The sequence below is a fragment of the Dactylosporangium darangshiense genome (assembly GCF_039537565.1).
Lineage (GTDB): Bacteria > Actinomycetota > Actinomycetes > Mycobacteriales > Micromonosporaceae > Dactylosporangium > Dactylosporangium darangshiense.
Window position 1 is genome coordinate 71768 of the sequence record NZ_BAABAT010000009.1, and the last position, 16544, is coordinate 88311.

15 protein-coding genes are annotated in these 16544 nt (G+C 74.6%); 9 read left to right on the forward strand and 6 right to left on the reverse strand.

The window, feature by feature from the left end; all coding sequences use genetic code 11:
• Positions 1-77 precede the first annotated feature (77 nt).
• Positions 78-1316: a D-mannonate dehydratase ManD gene (gene manD / locus ABD901_RS18785; RefSeq protein ID WP_345128298.1), complete on the forward strand. Its 1239-nt coding sequence runs from the start codon at positions 78-80 to the stop codon at positions 1314-1316.
• On the forward strand, positions 1313-2332 hold the full coding sequence (locus ABD901_RS18790) for a LacI family DNA-binding transcriptional regulator (protein WP_345128299.1): 1020 nt from the start codon (positions 1313-1315) through the stop codon (positions 2330-2332). The genes manD and ABD901_RS18790 overlap by 4 nt, the downstream gene beginning before the upstream one ends.
• On the opposite strand, the gene ABD901_RS18795 is transcribed toward ABD901_RS18790, so the two are convergent.
• A complete protein-coding gene (locus ABD901_RS18795; protein WP_345128300.1) occupies positions 2288-3316 on the reverse strand; it encodes a LacI family DNA-binding transcriptional regulator in 1029 nt (342 codons plus the stop codon). The genes ABD901_RS18790 and ABD901_RS18795 overlap by 45 nt on opposite strands.
• Before the next feature lie 129 nt (positions 3317-3445).
• Here ABD901_RS18795 and uxaC point away from each other — a divergent pair, with 129 nt between their 5' ends.
• Together uxaC and ABD901_RS18805 are read left to right on the forward strand one after the other, a co-directional pair.
• A complete protein-coding gene (gene uxaC / locus ABD901_RS18800; RefSeq protein ID WP_345128301.1) occupies positions 3446-4867 on the forward strand; it encodes a glucuronate isomerase in 1422 nt (473 codons plus the stop codon).
• On the forward strand, positions 4864-5985 hold the full coding sequence (locus ABD901_RS18805) for a mannitol dehydrogenase family protein (RefSeq protein ID WP_345128302.1): 1122 nt from the start codon (positions 4864-4866) through the stop codon (positions 5983-5985). Before uxaC ends, ABD901_RS18805 begins: the two co-directional genes overlap by 4 nt.
• On the opposite strand, the gene ABD901_RS18810 is transcribed toward ABD901_RS18805, so the two are convergent.
• From ABD901_RS18810 to ABD901_RS18820, 3 genes are all read right to left on the reverse strand, one after another.
• Positions 5982-6872 (reverse strand): ornithine cyclodeaminase family protein, encoded by an 891-nt coding sequence (locus tag ABD901_RS18810; protein WP_345128303.1) that lies wholly within the window; start codon positions 6870-6872, stop codon positions 5982-5984. The genes ABD901_RS18805 and ABD901_RS18810 overlap by 4 nt on opposite strands.
• Positions 6869-7828 (reverse strand): proline racemase family protein, encoded by a 960-nt coding sequence (locus tag ABD901_RS18815; RefSeq protein WP_345128304.1) that lies wholly within the window; start codon positions 7826-7828, stop codon positions 6869-6871. Before ABD901_RS18815 ends, ABD901_RS18810 begins: the two co-directional genes overlap by 4 nt.
• Positions 7829-7916: 88 nt before the next feature.
• Positions 7917-8366 (reverse strand): SRPBCC family protein, encoded by a 450-nt coding sequence (locus tag ABD901_RS18820; protein WP_345128305.1) that lies wholly within the window; start codon positions 8364-8366, stop codon positions 7917-7919.
• A gap of 260 nt (positions 8367-8626) precedes the next feature.
• Between ABD901_RS18820 and ABD901_RS18825 the strand changes: the two genes are divergently transcribed.
• Genes ABD901_RS18825 through ABD901_RS18835 form a run of 3 tightly spaced genes read left to right on the forward strand, consistent with a single transcriptional unit; the run spans position 8627 to position 10729 of the window.
• Positions 8627-9181: a hypothetical protein gene (locus ABD901_RS18825; protein WP_345128306.1), complete on the forward strand. Its 555-nt coding sequence runs from the start codon at positions 8627-8629 to the stop codon at positions 9179-9181.
• Positions 9182-9227: 46 nt separating this feature from the next.
• Positions 9228-10250: a TauD/TfdA family dioxygenase gene (locus ABD901_RS18830; RefSeq protein ID WP_345128307.1), complete on the forward strand. Its 1023-nt coding sequence runs from the start codon at positions 9228-9230 to the stop codon at positions 10248-10250.
• A gap of 53 nt (positions 10251-10303) precedes the next feature.
• Positions 10304-10729, forward strand: a complete 426-nt coding sequence (locus ABD901_RS18835) for a hypothetical protein (protein ID WP_345128308.1) — start codon at positions 10304-10306, stop codon at positions 10727-10729.
• Positions 10730-10738: 9 nt separating this feature from the next.
• On the opposite strand, the gene ABD901_RS18840 is transcribed toward ABD901_RS18835, so the two are convergent.
• A complete protein-coding gene (locus ABD901_RS18840) occupies positions 10739-12862 on the reverse strand; it encodes an Hsp70 family protein (RefSeq protein ID WP_345128309.1) in 2124 nt (707 codons plus the stop codon).
• A 144-nt stretch (positions 12863-13006) separates the two neighbouring features.
• Between ABD901_RS18840 and ABD901_RS18845 the strand changes: the two genes are divergently transcribed.
• Both ABD901_RS18845 and ABD901_RS18850 read left to right on the forward strand, forming a co-directional pair.
• Positions 13007-13402: a pilus assembly protein CpaE gene (locus ABD901_RS18845; protein WP_345128310.1), complete on the forward strand. Its 396-nt coding sequence runs from the start codon at positions 13007-13009 to the stop codon at positions 13400-13402.
• Between the two features lie 11 nt (positions 13403-13413).
• Positions 13414-13803 (forward strand): PPOX class F420-dependent oxidoreductase, encoded by a 390-nt coding sequence (locus tag ABD901_RS18850; protein WP_345128312.1) that lies wholly within the window; start codon positions 13414-13416, stop codon positions 13801-13803.
• Here the strand turns inward: ABD901_RS18850 and ABD901_RS18855 are convergent.
• Positions 13790-16522, reverse strand: a complete 2733-nt coding sequence (locus ABD901_RS18855) for an AfsR/SARP family transcriptional regulator (RefSeq protein ID WP_345128313.1) — start codon at positions 16520-16522, stop codon at positions 13790-13792. The genes ABD901_RS18850 and ABD901_RS18855 overlap by 14 nt on opposite strands.
• Positions 16523-16544: the final 22 nt, after the last annotated feature.

The window sequence follows — 16544 nt, forward strand, 5'->3', positions numbered from 1 at the left end:
GATGGCAACCGGTTGACAAAGGCGGGGCGGGGCGGTCGGATGGTACGCACCCGCCCGCCGACCGCAGGGGAACGTGCATGATCATCGACAGGGCCGAAGTCATCGTGACCAGCCCGGACCGTAACTTCGTGACGTTGCGGCTCACCACCGACGACGGGCTCACCGGACTCGGCGACGCCACGCTCAACGGGCGCGAGCTGTCCGTGGTCAGCTACCTGCGCGATCACGTGGTGCCGCTGCTCATCGGGCGCGACGCCGGGCGCATCGAGGACACCTGGCAGTTCCTGTACCGCAGCGCCTACTGGCGCCGCGGGCCGGTGACGATGGCGGCGATCGCGGCGGTCGACGTGGCCCTGTGGGACATCAAGGCCAAGGCCGCGGGGATGCCGCTGTACCAGCTGCTCGGCGGGGCCTCCCGCACCGGGCTGCTCGCCTACGGCCACGCCTCCGGCCAGGACCTTCCCGAGCTGTTCGACAGCGTCCGCAAGCACCTCGAGCTGGGCTTCCGCGCGATCCGTATCCAGTCGGGAGTGCCGGGGCTCAAGTCCATCTACGGCATCGCCTCCAACGCCACCGTCGAGACCATGGCGGGAGTGCGCTACGACCACGAGCCCGCCCAGCGTGGTGCGCGGCCGGCCGAGGAGGACTGGGACACCCGCGCCTACCTGCGGCATTTGCCGACCGTGTTCGAGGCGGTGCGGAGTGAGTTCGGGCCCGAACTGCCGCTGCTGCACGACGCGCACCACCGGCTCACCCCGATCCAGGCGGCGAAGCTCGGCAGGTCGCTGGAGCCGTACGACCTGTTCTGGCTCGAGGACTGCACGCCCGCGGAGAACCAGGAGGCGCTGCGGCTGGTGCGCCGGCACACCGTGACGCCCCTGGCGATCGGTGAGGTGTTCAACACCGTCTGGGACTACCAGCAGATCATCCGCGAGCAGCTCATCGACTACGTGCGCTCCGCGGTCACGCACACCGGCGGGATCACGCACCTGCGCAAGATTCTCGACTTCGCGGCGCAGTACCAGATCAAGTCCGGCATGCACGGGCCGACCGACATCTCGCCGGTGGGCATGGCCGCGGCGCTGCACCTCGGGCTGGCGATCCACAACTTCGGCATCCAGGAGTACATGCAGCACGGGGCGCGCACCGACCAGGTGTTCCAGCAGTCGTTCACGTGGTCCGGCGGGCTGCTGCACCCGGGCGAGCAGCCGGGGCTCGGCGTCGAGCTCGACACCGACGAGGCCGGCAAGTACCCGTACGAGCAGGCCTACCTGCCCTTCAACCGGCTCGCCGACGGCACCGTGCACGACTGGTGAGCGCGGAGCCAGCCGTGCAGGGGCCGGTGAAGGCGCCGACCATCTACGACGTGGCCCGGGCGGCCGGCGTGGCGGCCTCGACGGTGTCGCGGGCGTTCGCCCGGCCCGGGCGGGTCAACGCGGCGACCGCCGAGCGCATCCGGCGGGCCGCCGCCGAGCTCGGCTACCGCACCGGGCCGCTCGCCCGTGCGCACGACGCCGGGCGGACCTCGATGATCGCGCTGGTGCTCTCCGACGTGACGAACCCGTTCTACAACGAGATCATCCGGGGCGCGCAGGCGGCGGCGGCCGAGGCGGGGTACACGGTGCTGCTCACCGACGCCCAGGAGTCCGGCGAGCGGGAGCGCGAGGCGCTGCAGCGCACGATGTCGACGGTGGAGGGCATCGTGCTGGCCACGTCGCGGATGGCCGACCCGGCGATCCGCGCCGTGGCCCGGCAGCGGCCCGTGATCGTGCTCAACCGGGTGCTGACCGACCTGCCGTGCGTGGTGACCGACAACCGCGGCGGGATGCGCCGGGCCGTGGAGCACCTCGCGGAGCTGGGGCACCGGCGGGTCACCTACGCGGCCGGGCCGCAGGCGTCGTGGGCCGACGCGATGCGCTGGTGGGCGCTGCGGGAGGCCGCGGCGGAGCTGGGCCTGCAGGCGCGGCGGATCGGGCCGTTCGCGCCGGTCGTCGCCGGCGGCGCCCGGGCCGCGGCCGAGCTGTGCCGCGGGCCGGTCACCGCCGTGGTCGCCTACAACGACCTCATGGCCATCGGGGTCATCCGGGCGCTGAGCGCGGCCGGGGTGCGGGTGCCGGAGGACACCAGCGTCGTCGGCTTCGACAACATCTTCGCCGCCGAGCTGGTCACGCCGGCGCTCACCACCGTCGCGGCGCCCCTGCATGCCATGGGTTTCGCGGCGGTACGCAACCTGCTCGCACACACCCGCGGTGCCCGCACCGGGTCGAACGAGCCGGTGCGCCTGCCCTCAAGGCTCGTCGTGCGGGCGTCCACCGGACGGGGGAGCGGTTGAGCCGCGGTGCACGAACTCGGTGGCGAGCGGGGCCGGCACCGGTGGCTCCTCGCCGCGGCTCAAGGCGACGAGCCGGCGCACCGCGTCGCCGCCGAGGGCGCCGAGCGGGGTGCGGATGGTGGTGATCGGCGGCGAGGTGAAGTCGGATCCGAAGATGTCGTCGAAGCCCACGATGCTCAGCCGGCCGGGCACCGCCACGCCGGCGTCGCGGCAGGCGCGCAGCAGCCCGATCGCCATCAGGTCGTTGTAGGCCAGCACCGCGCTCGCGCCGCTGGCGAGGACCCGGCGCAACGCCGCCGCGCCGCCGTCCATCGTCGGCGCGCCCGGCCCGATCTCCACGATCGACAGCCCGCGCCGCGGCGCCTCGTCGAAGACGATGTCCCAGCGGGCGTGGCTCATCCACGACGTCGCCGGGCCGGACAGGAACGCCGCCGAGCGGTGCCCGGCCGCGGCGAGGTGGGCCAGGGCCGCGCGGATGCCGGGCGCCACGTCGGGCACGAGGCACTCGACGCCGTCGACGGCCCGGTTGACCGCGACGACAGGCTTGCGCCCGGCCAGGCCGCGGATCTCGGCGTCGGGGAGGCGGGAGGCGACCAGGACGAACCCGTCGACCGACGGCACGAGCCGGTCGGCGGTGTGCCGCTCGAGCTCCGGCGACTCCTGCGACTCGGCGAGCACGAGGGTGCAGCCCTGCTCGGCGGTGACCCGCTCGGCGCCGCGGATGAGGTCGAACCAGACCGGGTTGGTGATGTCGGAGAGGATCAGGCCGAGGGTCCCGGTCCGCCCGGTCGGCAGGGCCCGCGCCAGGGGATTGATCCGGTACCCGAGCGCGTCGGCCGCCGCCCGGATGCGCTGCTCGGTCTTGGCGTTGGTGCGCCCGGGCTTGTGCAGCGCGCGCGACACCGTCGACGGGCTCACCCCGAGCGCCCGCGCGATGTCGTAGATGGTGGTCGGCGAGCGCCGGCCGGGCCCGTCCTCGGCCACGGTCCCTCCCACCTGGCAACTCGGCAACCGGTTGCCAGACGATACCAGCCCCGGCCGCGGCGGCGGCAAGTCCTGGCAACACATGGCAACCGTTTGGCGCGCGGGCCGCTGGGGGCGCAGGGTCGGGGCATGGCGAAGATCCCCGCACCCCTGCGGCTCGACCCCGACCGGCTGCTGCCGGCCGCCGAGGCGGTCCGGCCGGTGGCCCGCCGCCTGTACGAGGCGGTGCGCGACCTGCCGATCATCTCGCCGCACGGGCACGTGGACCCGCGGATGCTTCGCGACGACGAGCCGTTCGCCGACCCGGCCGCGCTGCTCGTCCAGCCCGACCATTACGTGACGCGGATCCTGCACGCTCATGGCGTACCGCTGGATCGCCTCGGTGTCGGCGAAGGACCGCTGCCCGAGCAGCGCGCGCGGGAGGTGTGGCGGCTGCTGTGCACCAACTGGGCGGCCTTCCGCGGTACCCCCGTGCAATATTGGCTCGCCACGGAACTGCACGACATCTTCGGCGTCGCCGAGCGCCCCGACACCGCGGACCCCGACGCCCTCTACGACCAGGTGGCGCAGCGGCTGCGCGAGGACGCCTACCGGCCGCGGGCGCTGCTGCGCCGCTTCGGCATCCGGTTCCTGGCCACCACCGACGACCCCGCCGACGGCCTCGAGGCGCACGCCGCCCTGGCCGCCGACCCGGACGTGAGCACCCGGATCGTGCCCACGTTCCGCCCGGACCGCTACCTGGAGCCGGCCGGCACCGGCTGGGCCGACGCCGTGAAGCGCCTCGGCGCCGTCGCCGACGCCGACACCGGCCACTACGACGGGTTCGTGGCGGCGCTGGAGGCCCGGCGGCGGTACTTCATCGAGCACGGCGCCGTCTCCACCGACCACGGCCACGTCGACGCGGTCGCCGCGCCCCTGGAACGCGCCGACGCCGGACGGATCTACGCCCGCGCGCTGGCCGGCGAGGCCACGCCGGCCGAGGCGACCGCGTTCCGCCGGCACATGATCCTCGAGATGGCGCGCATGTCGTGCGACGACGGGCTCGTCATGACCCTGCATCCCGGCGTGTACCGCAACCACCACCCGGCGTCGCTGGCCGCCTTCGGCCCGGACACCGGCCACGACATCCCCGTCGCCGCGGAGTTCACCCGGGCCTTGCAGCCGCTGCTGGCCCGCTACGGCACGCACCCGAACCTGCACCTGGTCCTGTTCACCGTCGACCCGTCGGTGTACGCCCGCGAGATCGCCCCGCTCGCCGGCTTCTACCCGGCCGTGTACGCGGGCGCCCCGTGGTGGTTCCTGGACAACCCGGCCGCCATCCGCGGCTTCCAGGAGGCGGTCACCGAGATCGCCGGCTTCGCCCGCCTGTCCGGCTTCATCGACGACACCCGGGCGTTCTGCTCCATCCCGGCCCGCCACGACATGTCCCGCCGCCTCGACGCCGGGTTCCTCGCCGGTCTCGTCGCCGAGCACCGCCTCGACGAGGACGAGGCCCTGGACACGCTGACCGCGCTCGTGACCACCCAGCCGGCGAGCGTGTTCAAGCTGTGAGCCGCATCGTGCACCTCGGGCTCGGCGCCTTCTTCCGGGCCCATCAGGCGTGGTACACCCATGCCGCCCCGGACGCCGCCGACTGGGGCATCGCCGCGTTCACCGGCCGCTCCGCCGCCCTCGCCGACGCGCTGCGCGCACAGGGATGCCGGTACACGCTGGTGATCCGCGGCCCCGAGACCGACGAGACCGTCGAGGTGACGTCGATCAGCGAGGCGTACGCGGGCACCGACGCCGAGTCCTGGCGCCGCGTCTGGGCGGACCCGGACACCGCGATCGCCACCATGACCGTCACCGAGGCCGCATACGCCGACCCGGCCGTGATCGCCCGCCTCGTCGACGGCCTCGCCGCCCGCCGCGCCGCCGGCGCCGGCCCCCTCGCGATCGTCCCGTGCGACAACCTGCCCGACAACGGCGACGTCGTGCGCCGCGCCATCCAGGCGCAGACGGCCGAGGATCCGGGCCTGGACCGCTGGATCGCGGGCCATGTCTCGTTCGTCTCGACGATGGTCGACCGCATCACCCCGGCCTCCGCGCCCGGCGAGCCGGTCGTCACCGAGCCGTTCCACGAGTGGGTCCTGGCCGGCGACTTCCCGGCCGGCCGCCCGGCGTGGCAGGCGGCGGGAGCCCGGTTCGTCGCCGATGTCCGCCCGCACGAGCAGCGCAAGCTGTGGCTGCTCAACGGCGGCCACTCCCTGCTCGCCTACGCCGGCGGCGCCCGCGGCCACGAGACCGTCGCCGACGCCGTGTCCGACCCGGCGTGCCGGGCGGAGCTGGAACGCTGGTGGGACGAGGCCGCCCGGCACCTGCCGCTGCCGGCGGCCGAGGTGGCCGAGTACCGGGCGGCGCTGCTGGAGCGCTGGTCGAACCGGCGCATCCGGCACCGCCTCGAGCAGATCGCCATGGACGGCTGGCAGAAGATCCCGGTCCGCATCCTGCCGGTACTGCGCCTGGAGCGCGGGGCGGGCCGCCTGCCGCCCGGCGCCGTGCACGCCCTCGCCGCCTGGGTCCGCCACCTGCGCGGCGGCGCGTCCTCGGCCCGCGCGGTCCTCGCCCGCCTGGACCCGGCCCTCGCCGAGGACCGCGACCTCGTCACCGCCGTGACGGCCGCGGTCTAACCAGCGGCGGCGACGGCCTCGGCGACGACGAGGTCCTGCCATGCCATGCCGGACCCCTTGAAGAGCACGACGCCGCCGCCGGGCCGTTCGGCGGCGCGGACCGCCGCGCGCATCGGGGTGAGCCGGTCCGGCGACAGGGCGCCCTCGGCGATCGCGAGGACGACGTCACCGCATTCGCGCAAGGCGGTGGCGACGTCCTCGACGACAACGGTGGCGCGGGCACACAGGGCCGCGTCGACCTCGCGGGCGTCCGGCTCGTGCGAACCCACCGCGATGACCACGGCGGTGTCGCGCAGCAGCGCCGAGTCGAACAGCGGGGTGCGGGCCGTCGTCGCGCACACCACCACGTCGGCCGCCGCGAGGGCGGCCGCCACCTCGGGCGTGCCGGCCCGCAGGTCCTGGGATCCGGCCCGGGGGTTGCGCACGACGACGTCCACCGTGGACAGTGACGCGACCGCGGCGAGGGCCGCGACGTGGCCGGCGCCCTGCGGGCCGGCGCCGAAGACCACGGCCCGCAGCGGGCCCGGGGGCAGCGACGGGCGGACCGCGGCGACCGACACGGCGGGCGTGCGCAGCGCGGTCAGGGCGGCGCCGTCCAGCAGCGCGACCGGGCGCAGGGTCGGGCCGTCGAACAGCACGTACACCGCATTGATGCGCGGCAGGCCGCGGTCCGGGTTGGCGGGCGCGACCGTGGCGAGCTTCACGCCGGCGTGCGCGGCGGAGGAGGCCGGCATGAGCAGCAGCTCGCCCGCGGGCAGCCGCACCGACGTGCGGGGCACGCCGGCGGCGGGGTCGACGTCGCCGCGCAGCGCCGACTCGATCGCGGCCACCGCGGCGGCGGGGGACACCCGGCGGGCGATCCCGGCGGCGTCGAAGTAGGGGATCATCGCAGCACGAACCCGGGGACGAGGGGGTCGTCGGGGTCGACGACGAAGTCGTGCTCGCCGGTCGGGTACGCCATCCCGGTGATGACGGGGGAGGGCTGCGCCAGCGCGGTGAACCGCGAGCCGACGATCGAGTCGTGGATCAGGGTGCCGCCGGGCGGCAGCTCGCCGGAGGCCATCAGGGTGGCGACGCGGGCGGCGGTGCCGGAGCCGCAGGGGGAGCGGTCCAGCTCGCCGTCGGCGAAAATGGTGACGTTGCGCTGGTGCAGCGGGCCGAGCCGTTCGTAGAGGATCGTGCCGTAGATGCCGCTCAGCCGGTCGTCGGCCGGGTGGCGGGCCACCGGGTGGTCGTTGAGCGCCCACTTCACCTCGCGGCCGAGCGCGATGAGCTCCTGGTGATGCTCCGGGGTCACGGCAAGGCCGACCGAGGCGGCGTCGACCTGGGCGTAGATGGCGCCGCCGTAGGACACGGCCGCCTCGACCACGCCGCGGCTGGTCGGCACCTCGACGGCGGCGGCGATGAGGTACGACGGGACACTCACGAAGTCGACCGAGCGCACCCTGCCGCCGGCCGTGTGCACCCGCGCGGTGACCCGGCCCGACGGCACGTCGATGACGACGTCGGTGGTGCCGCCGGCGGGAGCGGGGACCCGGCCGGAGCGCACCGCCCAGGCGCCGAGCGCGATGGTGCCGTGGCCGCAGGCCGTCGAGAAGCCGTCCTTGTGCCAGAACAGCACACCGAGATGCGCGCCGGCGTCGTCGGGCGGGACGAGGAACCCGCCGTACATGTCGGCGTGGCCCCGCGGCTCGAAGCACAGCAGCCGCCGCAGCCCGTCGACGGCCGGGTCACCGATCGCGAACACCCGCCGCTCGGCCACGGTCGCGCCGCGGATGTCCACGGGCGGCTCCGGCACGATCCGGAACGGCTCCCCGCCGGTGTGATAGTCCACGGTGCGCACGAGCCGAGGCTACCCGCCCCGGTCGGGATAGGCCGTCGTCATCCGGTTGATGAGCTTTAGCGAGGTGGCACCAGCGGTGATGCTCATTTCACCGGAGAGTGGGCACGCGTCGCCGCACCGCGATGTCGGCCAATCGCGAAAGCATCTCGGCGCTGCGCGGCCCCAGCAAGGCCGACTGGATCCGGCGGGGCACAAACCGGCCGATGCCCGCAGTCAGCTCGTATGACAGTGTCACTCGGGTGCGCGCGTCGACCGGTTCGAGGTCCAGCCGGACCGTCGCCTCGCCGAGTGGCCACGCTCGGGCGTGGAGCTCGAGCATCCGTCCGGGATCCACGGCCTGTACCGAAGTGACATCGTTGATGTGCAGCGGCCACGGCCCGACCTGGTGATGAAGCCGGGTGCCGACAGCCGGCCAGCCATCGTCGACATCACGGATGTGCGAGGCGCCAACCACCCAGCTGGCGTAGCTCCAGCCGTCGGCCAGCACCGCGAACACGCGATCGGGAGATGTGTTGACAAGTCTGCGTCGCTTGGCCATTGCCGCCTCCCTTCGACACCGTGGTTGGCTCTCTTCCCGGTCCTGACCGGGTTAAAAGCTCAGGTGGTGCGGGTGAGCTTCCGCTTTGATGCAGCGGTGGGTACCTGCGGCGTCGGCGCGGTGGCGCACCAGCGCCGCGTCGGAGGCGCCGCCGCGACCGGGCTTGACCTGCTTTGAGTGCGGCGCAACGAGGAGCGCATTCACGACCGTGACAGCTTCGCGACTGAACCGGGCCGTCGCCCTCGGTGAGCATGGGGCGGGTGAAACAACCATTGCTGATCATCGCCGGGATTCTCGGCGGCATCATAGTGCTCTGCCTGGCCAACGTCTTCGGCCCGCACCTCACGCCGTTCAGCGCCACCGACTCGCACTACTCCGACCCGAAGGACGTCTGCGCCGCCGTCGAGGTCGCCTCCATCGGGCAGCTCGGCGAGGTGAGCCGGCGGCGGCCCGAGCCGCTCAAGTTCAGCACCCATCCGTACCAGACGTGCGTGCTCACGCTCGCCACGGGGCGGACGGTCACCGTGGCCGTCGACACGTCCTACACCGATAAGGACGTCAAGGCGCACTACAACGTCGTGCACGACGGCGCGGGCAACGACGGGTCCAAGGTGCAGAACATGGACGACCTGGGCGACCGGGCCTTCGTGGCGTACACGCTCACCGACGACCAGCTCGTGTACCTGCTCGCGGTCCTGGACGGCAACCTGTACCTGAGCATCCAGCTCGTCTGCAACCCCGGGCCGCGCCCGGCCGACGTGCGCGAGCAGCTACGCACCGTGGCCACGGAGGTGATGACGGCGCTCAAGGGATAGCCGCAGTTCCGGCGGCGTTCACCGGGCGGTGGCACGCTCTGCGCCCATGGACCTGCCCTTCCCGGCCCTCTGGCTGCGCGACAACTGCCCCTGCCCGCTGTGCCTCGACCCCGGCAGCGGGCAGAAGCTGCACACCGTAGCGGACCTCGACGCGGAACTGACCGTGACCGAGGTCCGCGACGGCGCCGACGGCACCGTCGCGGTCGCGTACTCCGACGGGCACCGCTCCGCCTTCGACCGGGACTGGCTGGCCGCGCACGAGGCGGTCGACGAGGCCGGCGACGGGCGCACCGAGGCCGGCAAGGCACTGTGGGACCACGTCGAGCCGCCGGCCGCCGCATGGGAGGAGTTCCGCGCCGACCCCGCGCCGCTGCTGCGCCACGTGTGGAAGACCGGGTTCGCGCTGGTGCGCGCAGCGCCCGTCGAGCCGGGCACGGTGCTGGCGATCGCGCGCACGTTCGGGTACGTCCGCGAGACCAACTACGGCGAGCTCTTCGACGTGCGCGTCGAGCCCGACCCGGCCAACCTGGCGTTCACCGGGCGGGCCATCGCCCCGCACACCGACAACCCCTACCGCGACCCGGTCCCGACGATGCAGCTGCTGCACTGCCTGCGCGACGCGGCCGACGGCGGCGGCGAGTCGGGGCTGGTCGACGGCTTCCGGGCCGCGGCGCTGCTGCGCGAGACCCACCCCGGGCACTTCCGCATGCTGTCCGGCACGCCGGTCACCTTCGCCTGGGGGCGGCTGCGGGCCCAGCGGCCGATGATCGGCGTGGACGAGGCCGGTCGCATCCGGGAGATCCGCTACAACAACCGCTCCCTGCGGCCCCTCGCCGGCCGCGAGGACGAGCTGGCGGCCTTCTACGCGGCGTACCGCGCCTTCGACGCCCTGCTGAACCGCCCCGGCGCCATGGTCACCTTCAAGCTCGCGCCCGGCGACTGCGTGATCTTCGACAACACCCGGGTGCTGCACGCGCGCACCGCGTTCGCCGATGGGGCCGGCGCCGGGGACCGGCACCTGCAGGGCTGCTACGCCGACCTCGACGCTGTGCAGTGGATCACTTCGTGATTCGCCGCCCCCGTTCGGTCAGGTAGTTGACAGCGTGGGCGACCCTGCGAGGTATGCCGAGGTATATGCGCCGGGTCACCCGCCGCCCGGGCAACGCGCCGCCCACCGAGTCGGAGCTGATCGAGCGGGAGATCCAGCAGGAGGAGCTGCGGTACAACCACGAGCAGCGCGTCATCGCACAGCGCTGGGCCAATCGGATGGTCCTGGCGTGGGCGCTCGGGAAGGGCACCTTCCTGCTGCTGGCGTTCATCGTCGCCGTGAGCCCGGTCGCCGCGATCTTCGTGGCCGCCGCTTCGACGGTGGTCAACGCCGTCGCCGCCTACGGGATCGGCAAGGCGGCCCTCGTCGCGCCCGACCGCTTCCCGGTGCGCTACTTCGGGCGGCTCGGCGGGCCCAGGGGCAAGGTCGCGTCGGGCTGCGTCGCCATCTCCTCCTTCGCGCTCATGGTCACCGCCGCCCTCTACGTCCTCGCCAGCTGAGGGGGATCGCTAGGGGGCGCCCGGGATCGTGAACGGGACGTCGGTGTCCTGCGTCACGCGGGTGTACAGGCCGCGGTACCGCAGCCGCAGCTTGTAGTTGCCCGGCGCGTCGGCGATGACGAAGGTGACGTAGAGCCCGCGCTCGAAGTCCCCGCCGCTGAGGCTGATGACCTTCGCGTCCTCCGGCGCGACCTCGGTGCCGTCCGGGCGGATCAGGCGGTACGCGCCCGCACCGGCCTCGATGCCGATCTCGCTGCCGGTGTAGCCGACGTCGAAGGTGCAGTGCACCGAACGGTCGCCGGACTTGACCTGCCGGAAGAGCTCGGGGACGGCGGCGCCGGTCGCGCACTGCACGTTGGTGAACTTGAGCCCGTGCATCTCCACCTGCGTCGGGCTGAGCACGGGCTTCGGCTCGAGGCTGACGAGGCCGTTGGTCCCGGTGAGCGGGACGGTCGCGAGCTTGTAGGAGTTGGCGCCGAGCACAATGACGCCGGTCGCCGGGTCGACCCGGTCGCGGACGCGGAACCTGATCGTCACCTGGACGTAGGAGCCGGCCGGCACCGTCGAGGTGCGGTCGTAGCTGCCGCTGTACGGCTGGGAGCCGAAGCGCACCGACACCGGCACGTCGTAGTCGACGCTCTCGTCTTTGGAGGCGTGGTTGGTGGCCCTGGCGGTGAGGACCAGCTCCTCGTCGGTCTTGGACGGGTCGTAGACGGCATCGTCGAGGTGGAGCTGGAACCCGGCGTACCAGGCGTCCTTGTCGATGTGGAAGGTGCGCCCGCCGGCCGGTGCGGCGGCCGTGCCGGTGCCCTGCCCGGCGGCGCTGTCGCCGTGCAGGCCCGCCCCGCCGTTGCCGCGGTTGCCGCTGTCACCGCCGAACCAGCCGGGGCCCCAGATGATCAGGCCGGCGGCGAGCAGGAGGGCGACGACGCCGGCGACGGCCAGCCCGCGCCCGCGCGGCGGCCGCTGTGCCACCTGGGCCGCGGTGCCGAACGGCGGCGCGGATGCGGGGGAGGTCGCCGGGCGAGGCGGCGGGGGCGGCGGCAGCGGGTCGGCGGCGACCACGCGCGTGCCGGCCGCGAAGACGCAGCCGATCGCCACGACCAGCTGCGGCTCGTCGACCAGCGCCGGCGCCAGCGCGAAGCGGCGGTGCAGCATCGTGGCGACGAGCGGGATGCGGCTGGAGCCGCCGACGAGGTACAGCGCCGTGAGCCCGCCCGGGTCGACGCCCGCCTGGCGCAGCACGGCGTCGAGCAGGTCGACGGTCCGGGTGATCAGCGGCGCCGCCACCGCCTCGAACTCGTCGCGGGACAGGTACGCCTCGGCCTCGAGCAGCGGCACCCGCACCGTCGCCGACGTGGTGCGCGACAGCTGCTCCTTGGCGCCGCGCACGTCGTCGCGGAAGCCGCGCAGCGCCCGCCGCCCGGCCGGGTCGACGGGCTCCAGGAGCCGCCGCCATCTGCGCGGGTCGGCGGCCCCGGTGGTGCGCCCGATGTGATCGGCGAGGGCCGCGTCGAGGTCGATCCCGCCGACGTCGTCGAGCCCGGAGCTGGCCACGATCTCCCACCCGTCGGCGGTGCGCCGCAGGACGGAGACGTCGAAGGTGCCGCCGCCCAGGTCGTACACCATGATGACGGCCCCCGGCGGCAGCGGCCGCCCCGAGGCCCGGGCGTGGAACGCGGCCGCCGCGACCGGCTCCAGCACCAGGGTCACGTCCGGCAGCCCAGCCTCCTGCGCCGCGCGCATGAGCACGTCGCGCCGGTACGCCGCCCACGACGCCGGATACGTCAGCACCGTGCGCCCGACCGGCAGCCCGGCGTGGCGGACCGCCTCGTCGAGCACCCGCCGCAGCACCGCGGCGATCACCTGGTGCACCGGCACCTCGACGTCGCCGAGCAGGATGTTCCCGTCGTCGATGCGCAGCTTCGGGTTGGGCTCGCTGCGCCCCGGGTCCGACAGCGCGCCGCGCGCCGCGTCCCGCCCGGTGAGCAGCTGCCCGTCGGGCGCGAGGTGCACCCCGGACAGCAGCAGCGGCGACGCGTCGAAGAGCAGGGGCACGGGCGCGCCGCCACCGTCGGGCTGGAACAGGACGGCGGCGGTGTGCGTGGTGCCGAAGTCGATGCCGAGCAGCATCCGACCCCTCGCAGTGTGTAGGAGGTGTGAGGCCCCGCGGCCCAGATGCTACAGACCCCCGCCAACCCGTTAGCCGCGGTGGGCGATTCCCCATCGTAAATGCATCATGGGCTCGACCCTAGCGTCGGGCACCATGGGTGTGTGATGAGTATTGAGCTGGCGATCGAGCTGCGCGACGCCGGGCTGGACTGGCGGCCGCGGCCGGGTGACCGGTTCGTGATTCCGGACCGCGGGCTCGACGACCAGACGTTCGTGCTCAGCGACATGATCGCCCAGGTGCACGAGCTGCCGCGCGGCACGGTGATCGGGTTCAACGGGACCACCGAGTGGGCGCTGGACGACGTCGAGCGCGACGAGGCGATCTGGCTGCCGCGCGAGGACCAGCTGCGCAACCTGCTCGGCGAGGGGTTCCGGAGGCTGGAGCGGGCCGGCGACGGGTGGCGGGTCACTGTCGACGGGCAGGCCGACACGCTCGGCGCCGGGCCCGAGGACGCCTACGCGCTGGCGGTGCTGCGGCGGCTGCGCGAGCGGGGGGAGTAGCCTTCCGCGTCGTGGATCTCCCCGAAGGCCTGCTCGAACTGCTGGAACGGCCCAGCCTCTGCTACCTGACCACCCTGATGCCCGACGGCTCGCCGCAGATCACCCAGACCTGGGTCGACACCGACGGCAAGCACATCCTCATCAATACCGTCCGCGGGCACCAGAAGGTGCGCAACATCGAGCGCGACCCGCGCGTCGCCGTCGCCATCGGTGACAGCGACGAGCCGCGGCGGTACTACCAGGTCCGCGGGCGCGTGATCTCGATCGACGAGGAGGGCGCGGCCGAGCACATCGACAAGCTCGCGCACCGCTACCTCGGCGGGCCCTACCCGTGGTTCGGCGGCCGGGACCAGGTTCGGCTGCTGCTGACGATCGAGGCGCAGCGCATCACCGGGCGCTGAGCCGCTCCCGGGCCTCGGCGGCCGCCGGGTGGCCGAGGCCCTCCAGCAGCTCCAGCGCGCGCCGCCAGTCGGCACGGGCCGCGCCGGGGTCGCCGGACGCGGCGCGGGTGTCGCCGAGGTGTACGAGCACCTCGCCCAGCGACGCGCGGTCACCGAGCTCGTCGAAGAGCCGGATCGCCTCCTCGTAGCCGTGCCGGGCGGCCTCGAAGTCGCCGAGGCGGTGGTGCGCGAAGGCGATGCTGTCCCAGTTGCCGGCCTCGGCGTGCCGGTCGCCGACCTTCTGCTGCAGCGCCAGGGCCTCCAGGCACACCTCGAGGCTGTGTGCGTGGTCGCCGAGCTGGGCGTGCAGCCAGCCGGCGGCGCCGAGGGTGCGGGCATGCCACAGTAGGTCGCCGGCCGCGCGGAAGCGCTCGACGGCCCGCTCGGCCTGTGCGAGGGCCTCGCGGTGGCGGCCCTGCTGCATGAGCATCCAGCCGACGCTGTGGTGCACGCGGCCCATCCCGACCTGGTCGCCGAGGCGCTCGTAGAGCTCCAGCGCCTGGCGCAGGTGCGCCTCGGCCTCCTCGTGGCGGCCGAGGCGGGCGAGGGTGCGGCCCAGGTCGCGGTGCACGTGGGCGCGCCCGGGCACCTCGTCGAGGCGGCGCAGCGCGTCGAGGGCGGCGAGCTGGGTGGCGACGAGGTCGTCGAAGCGGCCCTGCCAGTCGAAGTACGTGGTCAGCGTCCACGCCAGCCGCCACGCGTGCGCGTCGAAGCCGTCGTCGGTGGCCCGCTGTACCGCTGCCGTCAGCACCCGATGGTTCGCGGCGAACCAGTCCAGGGCCCGGTCCGGCGTGTCGAGCCGTGGGATGGTCACCCCGGGCCGCGGCGGCGCCGGCTCGACCGGGCGGCGGGCCGGGTCGATGAGCAGCGCCGCGGCGTGCGCGGTGTGCAGGTGGTGGTCGAGGACCCGGTGCGCCGCCTCGCGCCGCTCGTCCGCCGCGTCGGTGGCGAGGGCCCGTTCGGCGGCGTAGCTGCGCAGCAGGTCGTGGAAGGCGTAGCGGCCGGGCGCGTGCTCGGTGAGCAGGTTCGCCTCGACCAGCCGGCGCAGCAGCATCCGGGCCCGGGGCAGCGGCAGCCCGGCGAGGCTGGCGGCGCCCGGTGCGGTGAGGTCGGGCCCGGGGTGCAGGCCGAGGAGCCGGAACAGCCGGGCGGCGGCGTCGTCGAGGGCGCGGTACGACCAGGAGAACACCGTCCGCACGTCGGTCGCGGGATCGCCGCCGTCCAGCGCGTCGAGGCCGCCGGCGGCGTCGCGCAGCTGCGCGGCCTGCACCGACAGCGGCGAGCCGGGCCGGGTGGCCGCGTGCGCCGCCGCGATGGCGAGGGCGAGGGGCAGCCGCGCGCACCGGGCGATGATCTCCTCGACGGCGCCGGGCTCGGCCGCGACCCGCTCGGCGCCGAGGCGGCGGGCGAGCAGGTCGCGGGCCTCGCCGCCGGTGAGCAGGTCCAGGGCGAAGGGGTGCGCGCCCTCGGCGGCGACCAGCGGCGTGAGCTGCTGGCGGGCGGTGACGAGGACCAGGCAGCCGGCGGTGCCGGGCAGCAGCGGCCGGACCTGCTCGGCGTCGCGGGCGTTGTCGAGGATCAGCAGGACCCGCCGGCCGGCGAGGATGCTGCGGTAGAGGGTGGCGAGGGCCTGCGGGTCGGGCGGCAGCGCGTCGGCGGCGACGCCGAGCGCGCCGAGGAAGCCGCGCAGCGCGTCGGCCGGCTCCTGGTCGCGCAGGTTGACGTACAGCTGCCCGTCCGGGAACTGCCGCGCGGCACCGTGCGCCCAGTGCACCGCCAGGCTGGTCTTGCCCACGCCGGGCGGGCCGGTCACCGCGCAGACGACGAGGGCGGCGGGGTCGAGCAGCGCGTCGAGCCGGGCGAGCTCGGCGTCGCGGCCGGTGAACCCGCGCACGGCCAGGGGGATCTGGGCGGGCACGGCCGCGGCCGGGCGGGGCGCGGCGAGGTCCAGCGCCGGGTCCTGGCGCAGCACGGCGGCCTCGAGGTCGCGCAGCGCCTGGCCGGGGTCCAGGCCGAGGTCGGCGGCGAGGGCCCGGCGCAGCCGCCGGTAGGTGGCGAGGGCGTCGGCGGGGCGGCCGCTGCGGTACTGCGCGAGCATGAGCTGCCCGTGCACGCGCTCGTCGAGCCGGTGGTCGCGGGCGAGGCGCTCGAGGTCGGGCAGCACCTGGGCGTGCTCGCCGAGCAGCAGCCGGGCGTCGACGAGGGCGGTCTGCGCGCCGATCCAGAGGTTGTCGAGGCGCTCGGCCTCGGCGTCGAGCCCCGCCAGGCCGGCGAGGTCGTCGAGGGACCGGCCGCGCCACAGCGCCAGGGCGGCGCGCAGCAGCCCGGCCCGCCCGGCCGGGTCGGCGGCCCGCTCGGCCTCGGCGATCAGGCGCTCGGCCTGGGCGGCGTCGGTCGGGTCGGCGCCGCCGAGGTCGAGGACGTAGCCGGGCGGCCGGGCCCGGATGGCGTCGCGGTCGCCGAGCACCTGCCGCAGGTGGGACACGTGCCGCTGCAGCGTGTTGAGCGCGGTCGCGGGCGGGTCGGCGCCCCAGACCACGTCGATGAGCCGGTCGGTGCTCACGACCTCGCCGTGCGCGACGGCGAGGGCGGCGAGCACCGCCTTGCGCCGCAGCCCGGAGACCTCCACGGCGCCGCCGCCGATGGCGACGTCGACCGGGCCGAGCAGCCTGACCTGCATAACCTCACGCTATCCACGGCCC

What these genes read in the sequence shown, in the direction of transcription:
- manD (WP_345128298.1), top strand. Translation starts at nt 78, where the DNA reads ATGATCATCGACAGGGCCGAAGTCATCGTGACCAGCCCGGACCGTAAC.
- uxaC (WP_345128301.1), top strand. Translation starts at nt 3,446, where the DNA reads ATGGCGAAGATCCCCGCACCCCTGCGGCTCGACCCCGACCGGCTGCTG.
- ABD901_RS18810 (WP_345128303.1), bottom strand. Translation starts at nt 6,872, where the DNA reads ATGATCCCCTACTTCGACGCCGCCGGGATCGCCCGCCGGGTGTCCCCC.
- ABD901_RS18820 (WP_345128305.1), bottom strand. Translation starts at nt 8,366, where the DNA reads ATGGCCAAGCGACGCAGACTTGTCAACACATCTCCCGATCGCGTGTTC.
- ABD901_RS18830 (WP_345128307.1), top strand. Translation starts at nt 9,228, where the DNA reads ATGGACCTGCCCTTCCCGGCCCTCTGGCTGCGCGACAACTGCCCCTGC.
- ABD901_RS18835 (WP_345128308.1), top strand. Translation starts at nt 10,304, where the DNA reads ATGCCGAGGTATATGCGCCGGGTCACCCGCCGCCCGGGCAACGCGCCG.
- ABD901_RS18840 (WP_345128309.1), bottom strand. Translation starts at nt 12,862, where the DNA reads ATGCTGCTCGGCATCGACTTCGGCACCACGCACACCGCCGCCGTCCTG.
- ABD901_RS18845 (WP_345128310.1), top strand. Translation starts at nt 13,007, where the DNA reads ATGAGTATTGAGCTGGCGATCGAGCTGCGCGACGCCGGGCTGGACTGG.
- ABD901_RS18855 (WP_345128313.1), bottom strand. Translation starts at nt 16,522, where the DNA reads ATGCAGGTCAGGCTGCTCGGCCCGGTCGACGTCGCCATCGGCGGCGGC.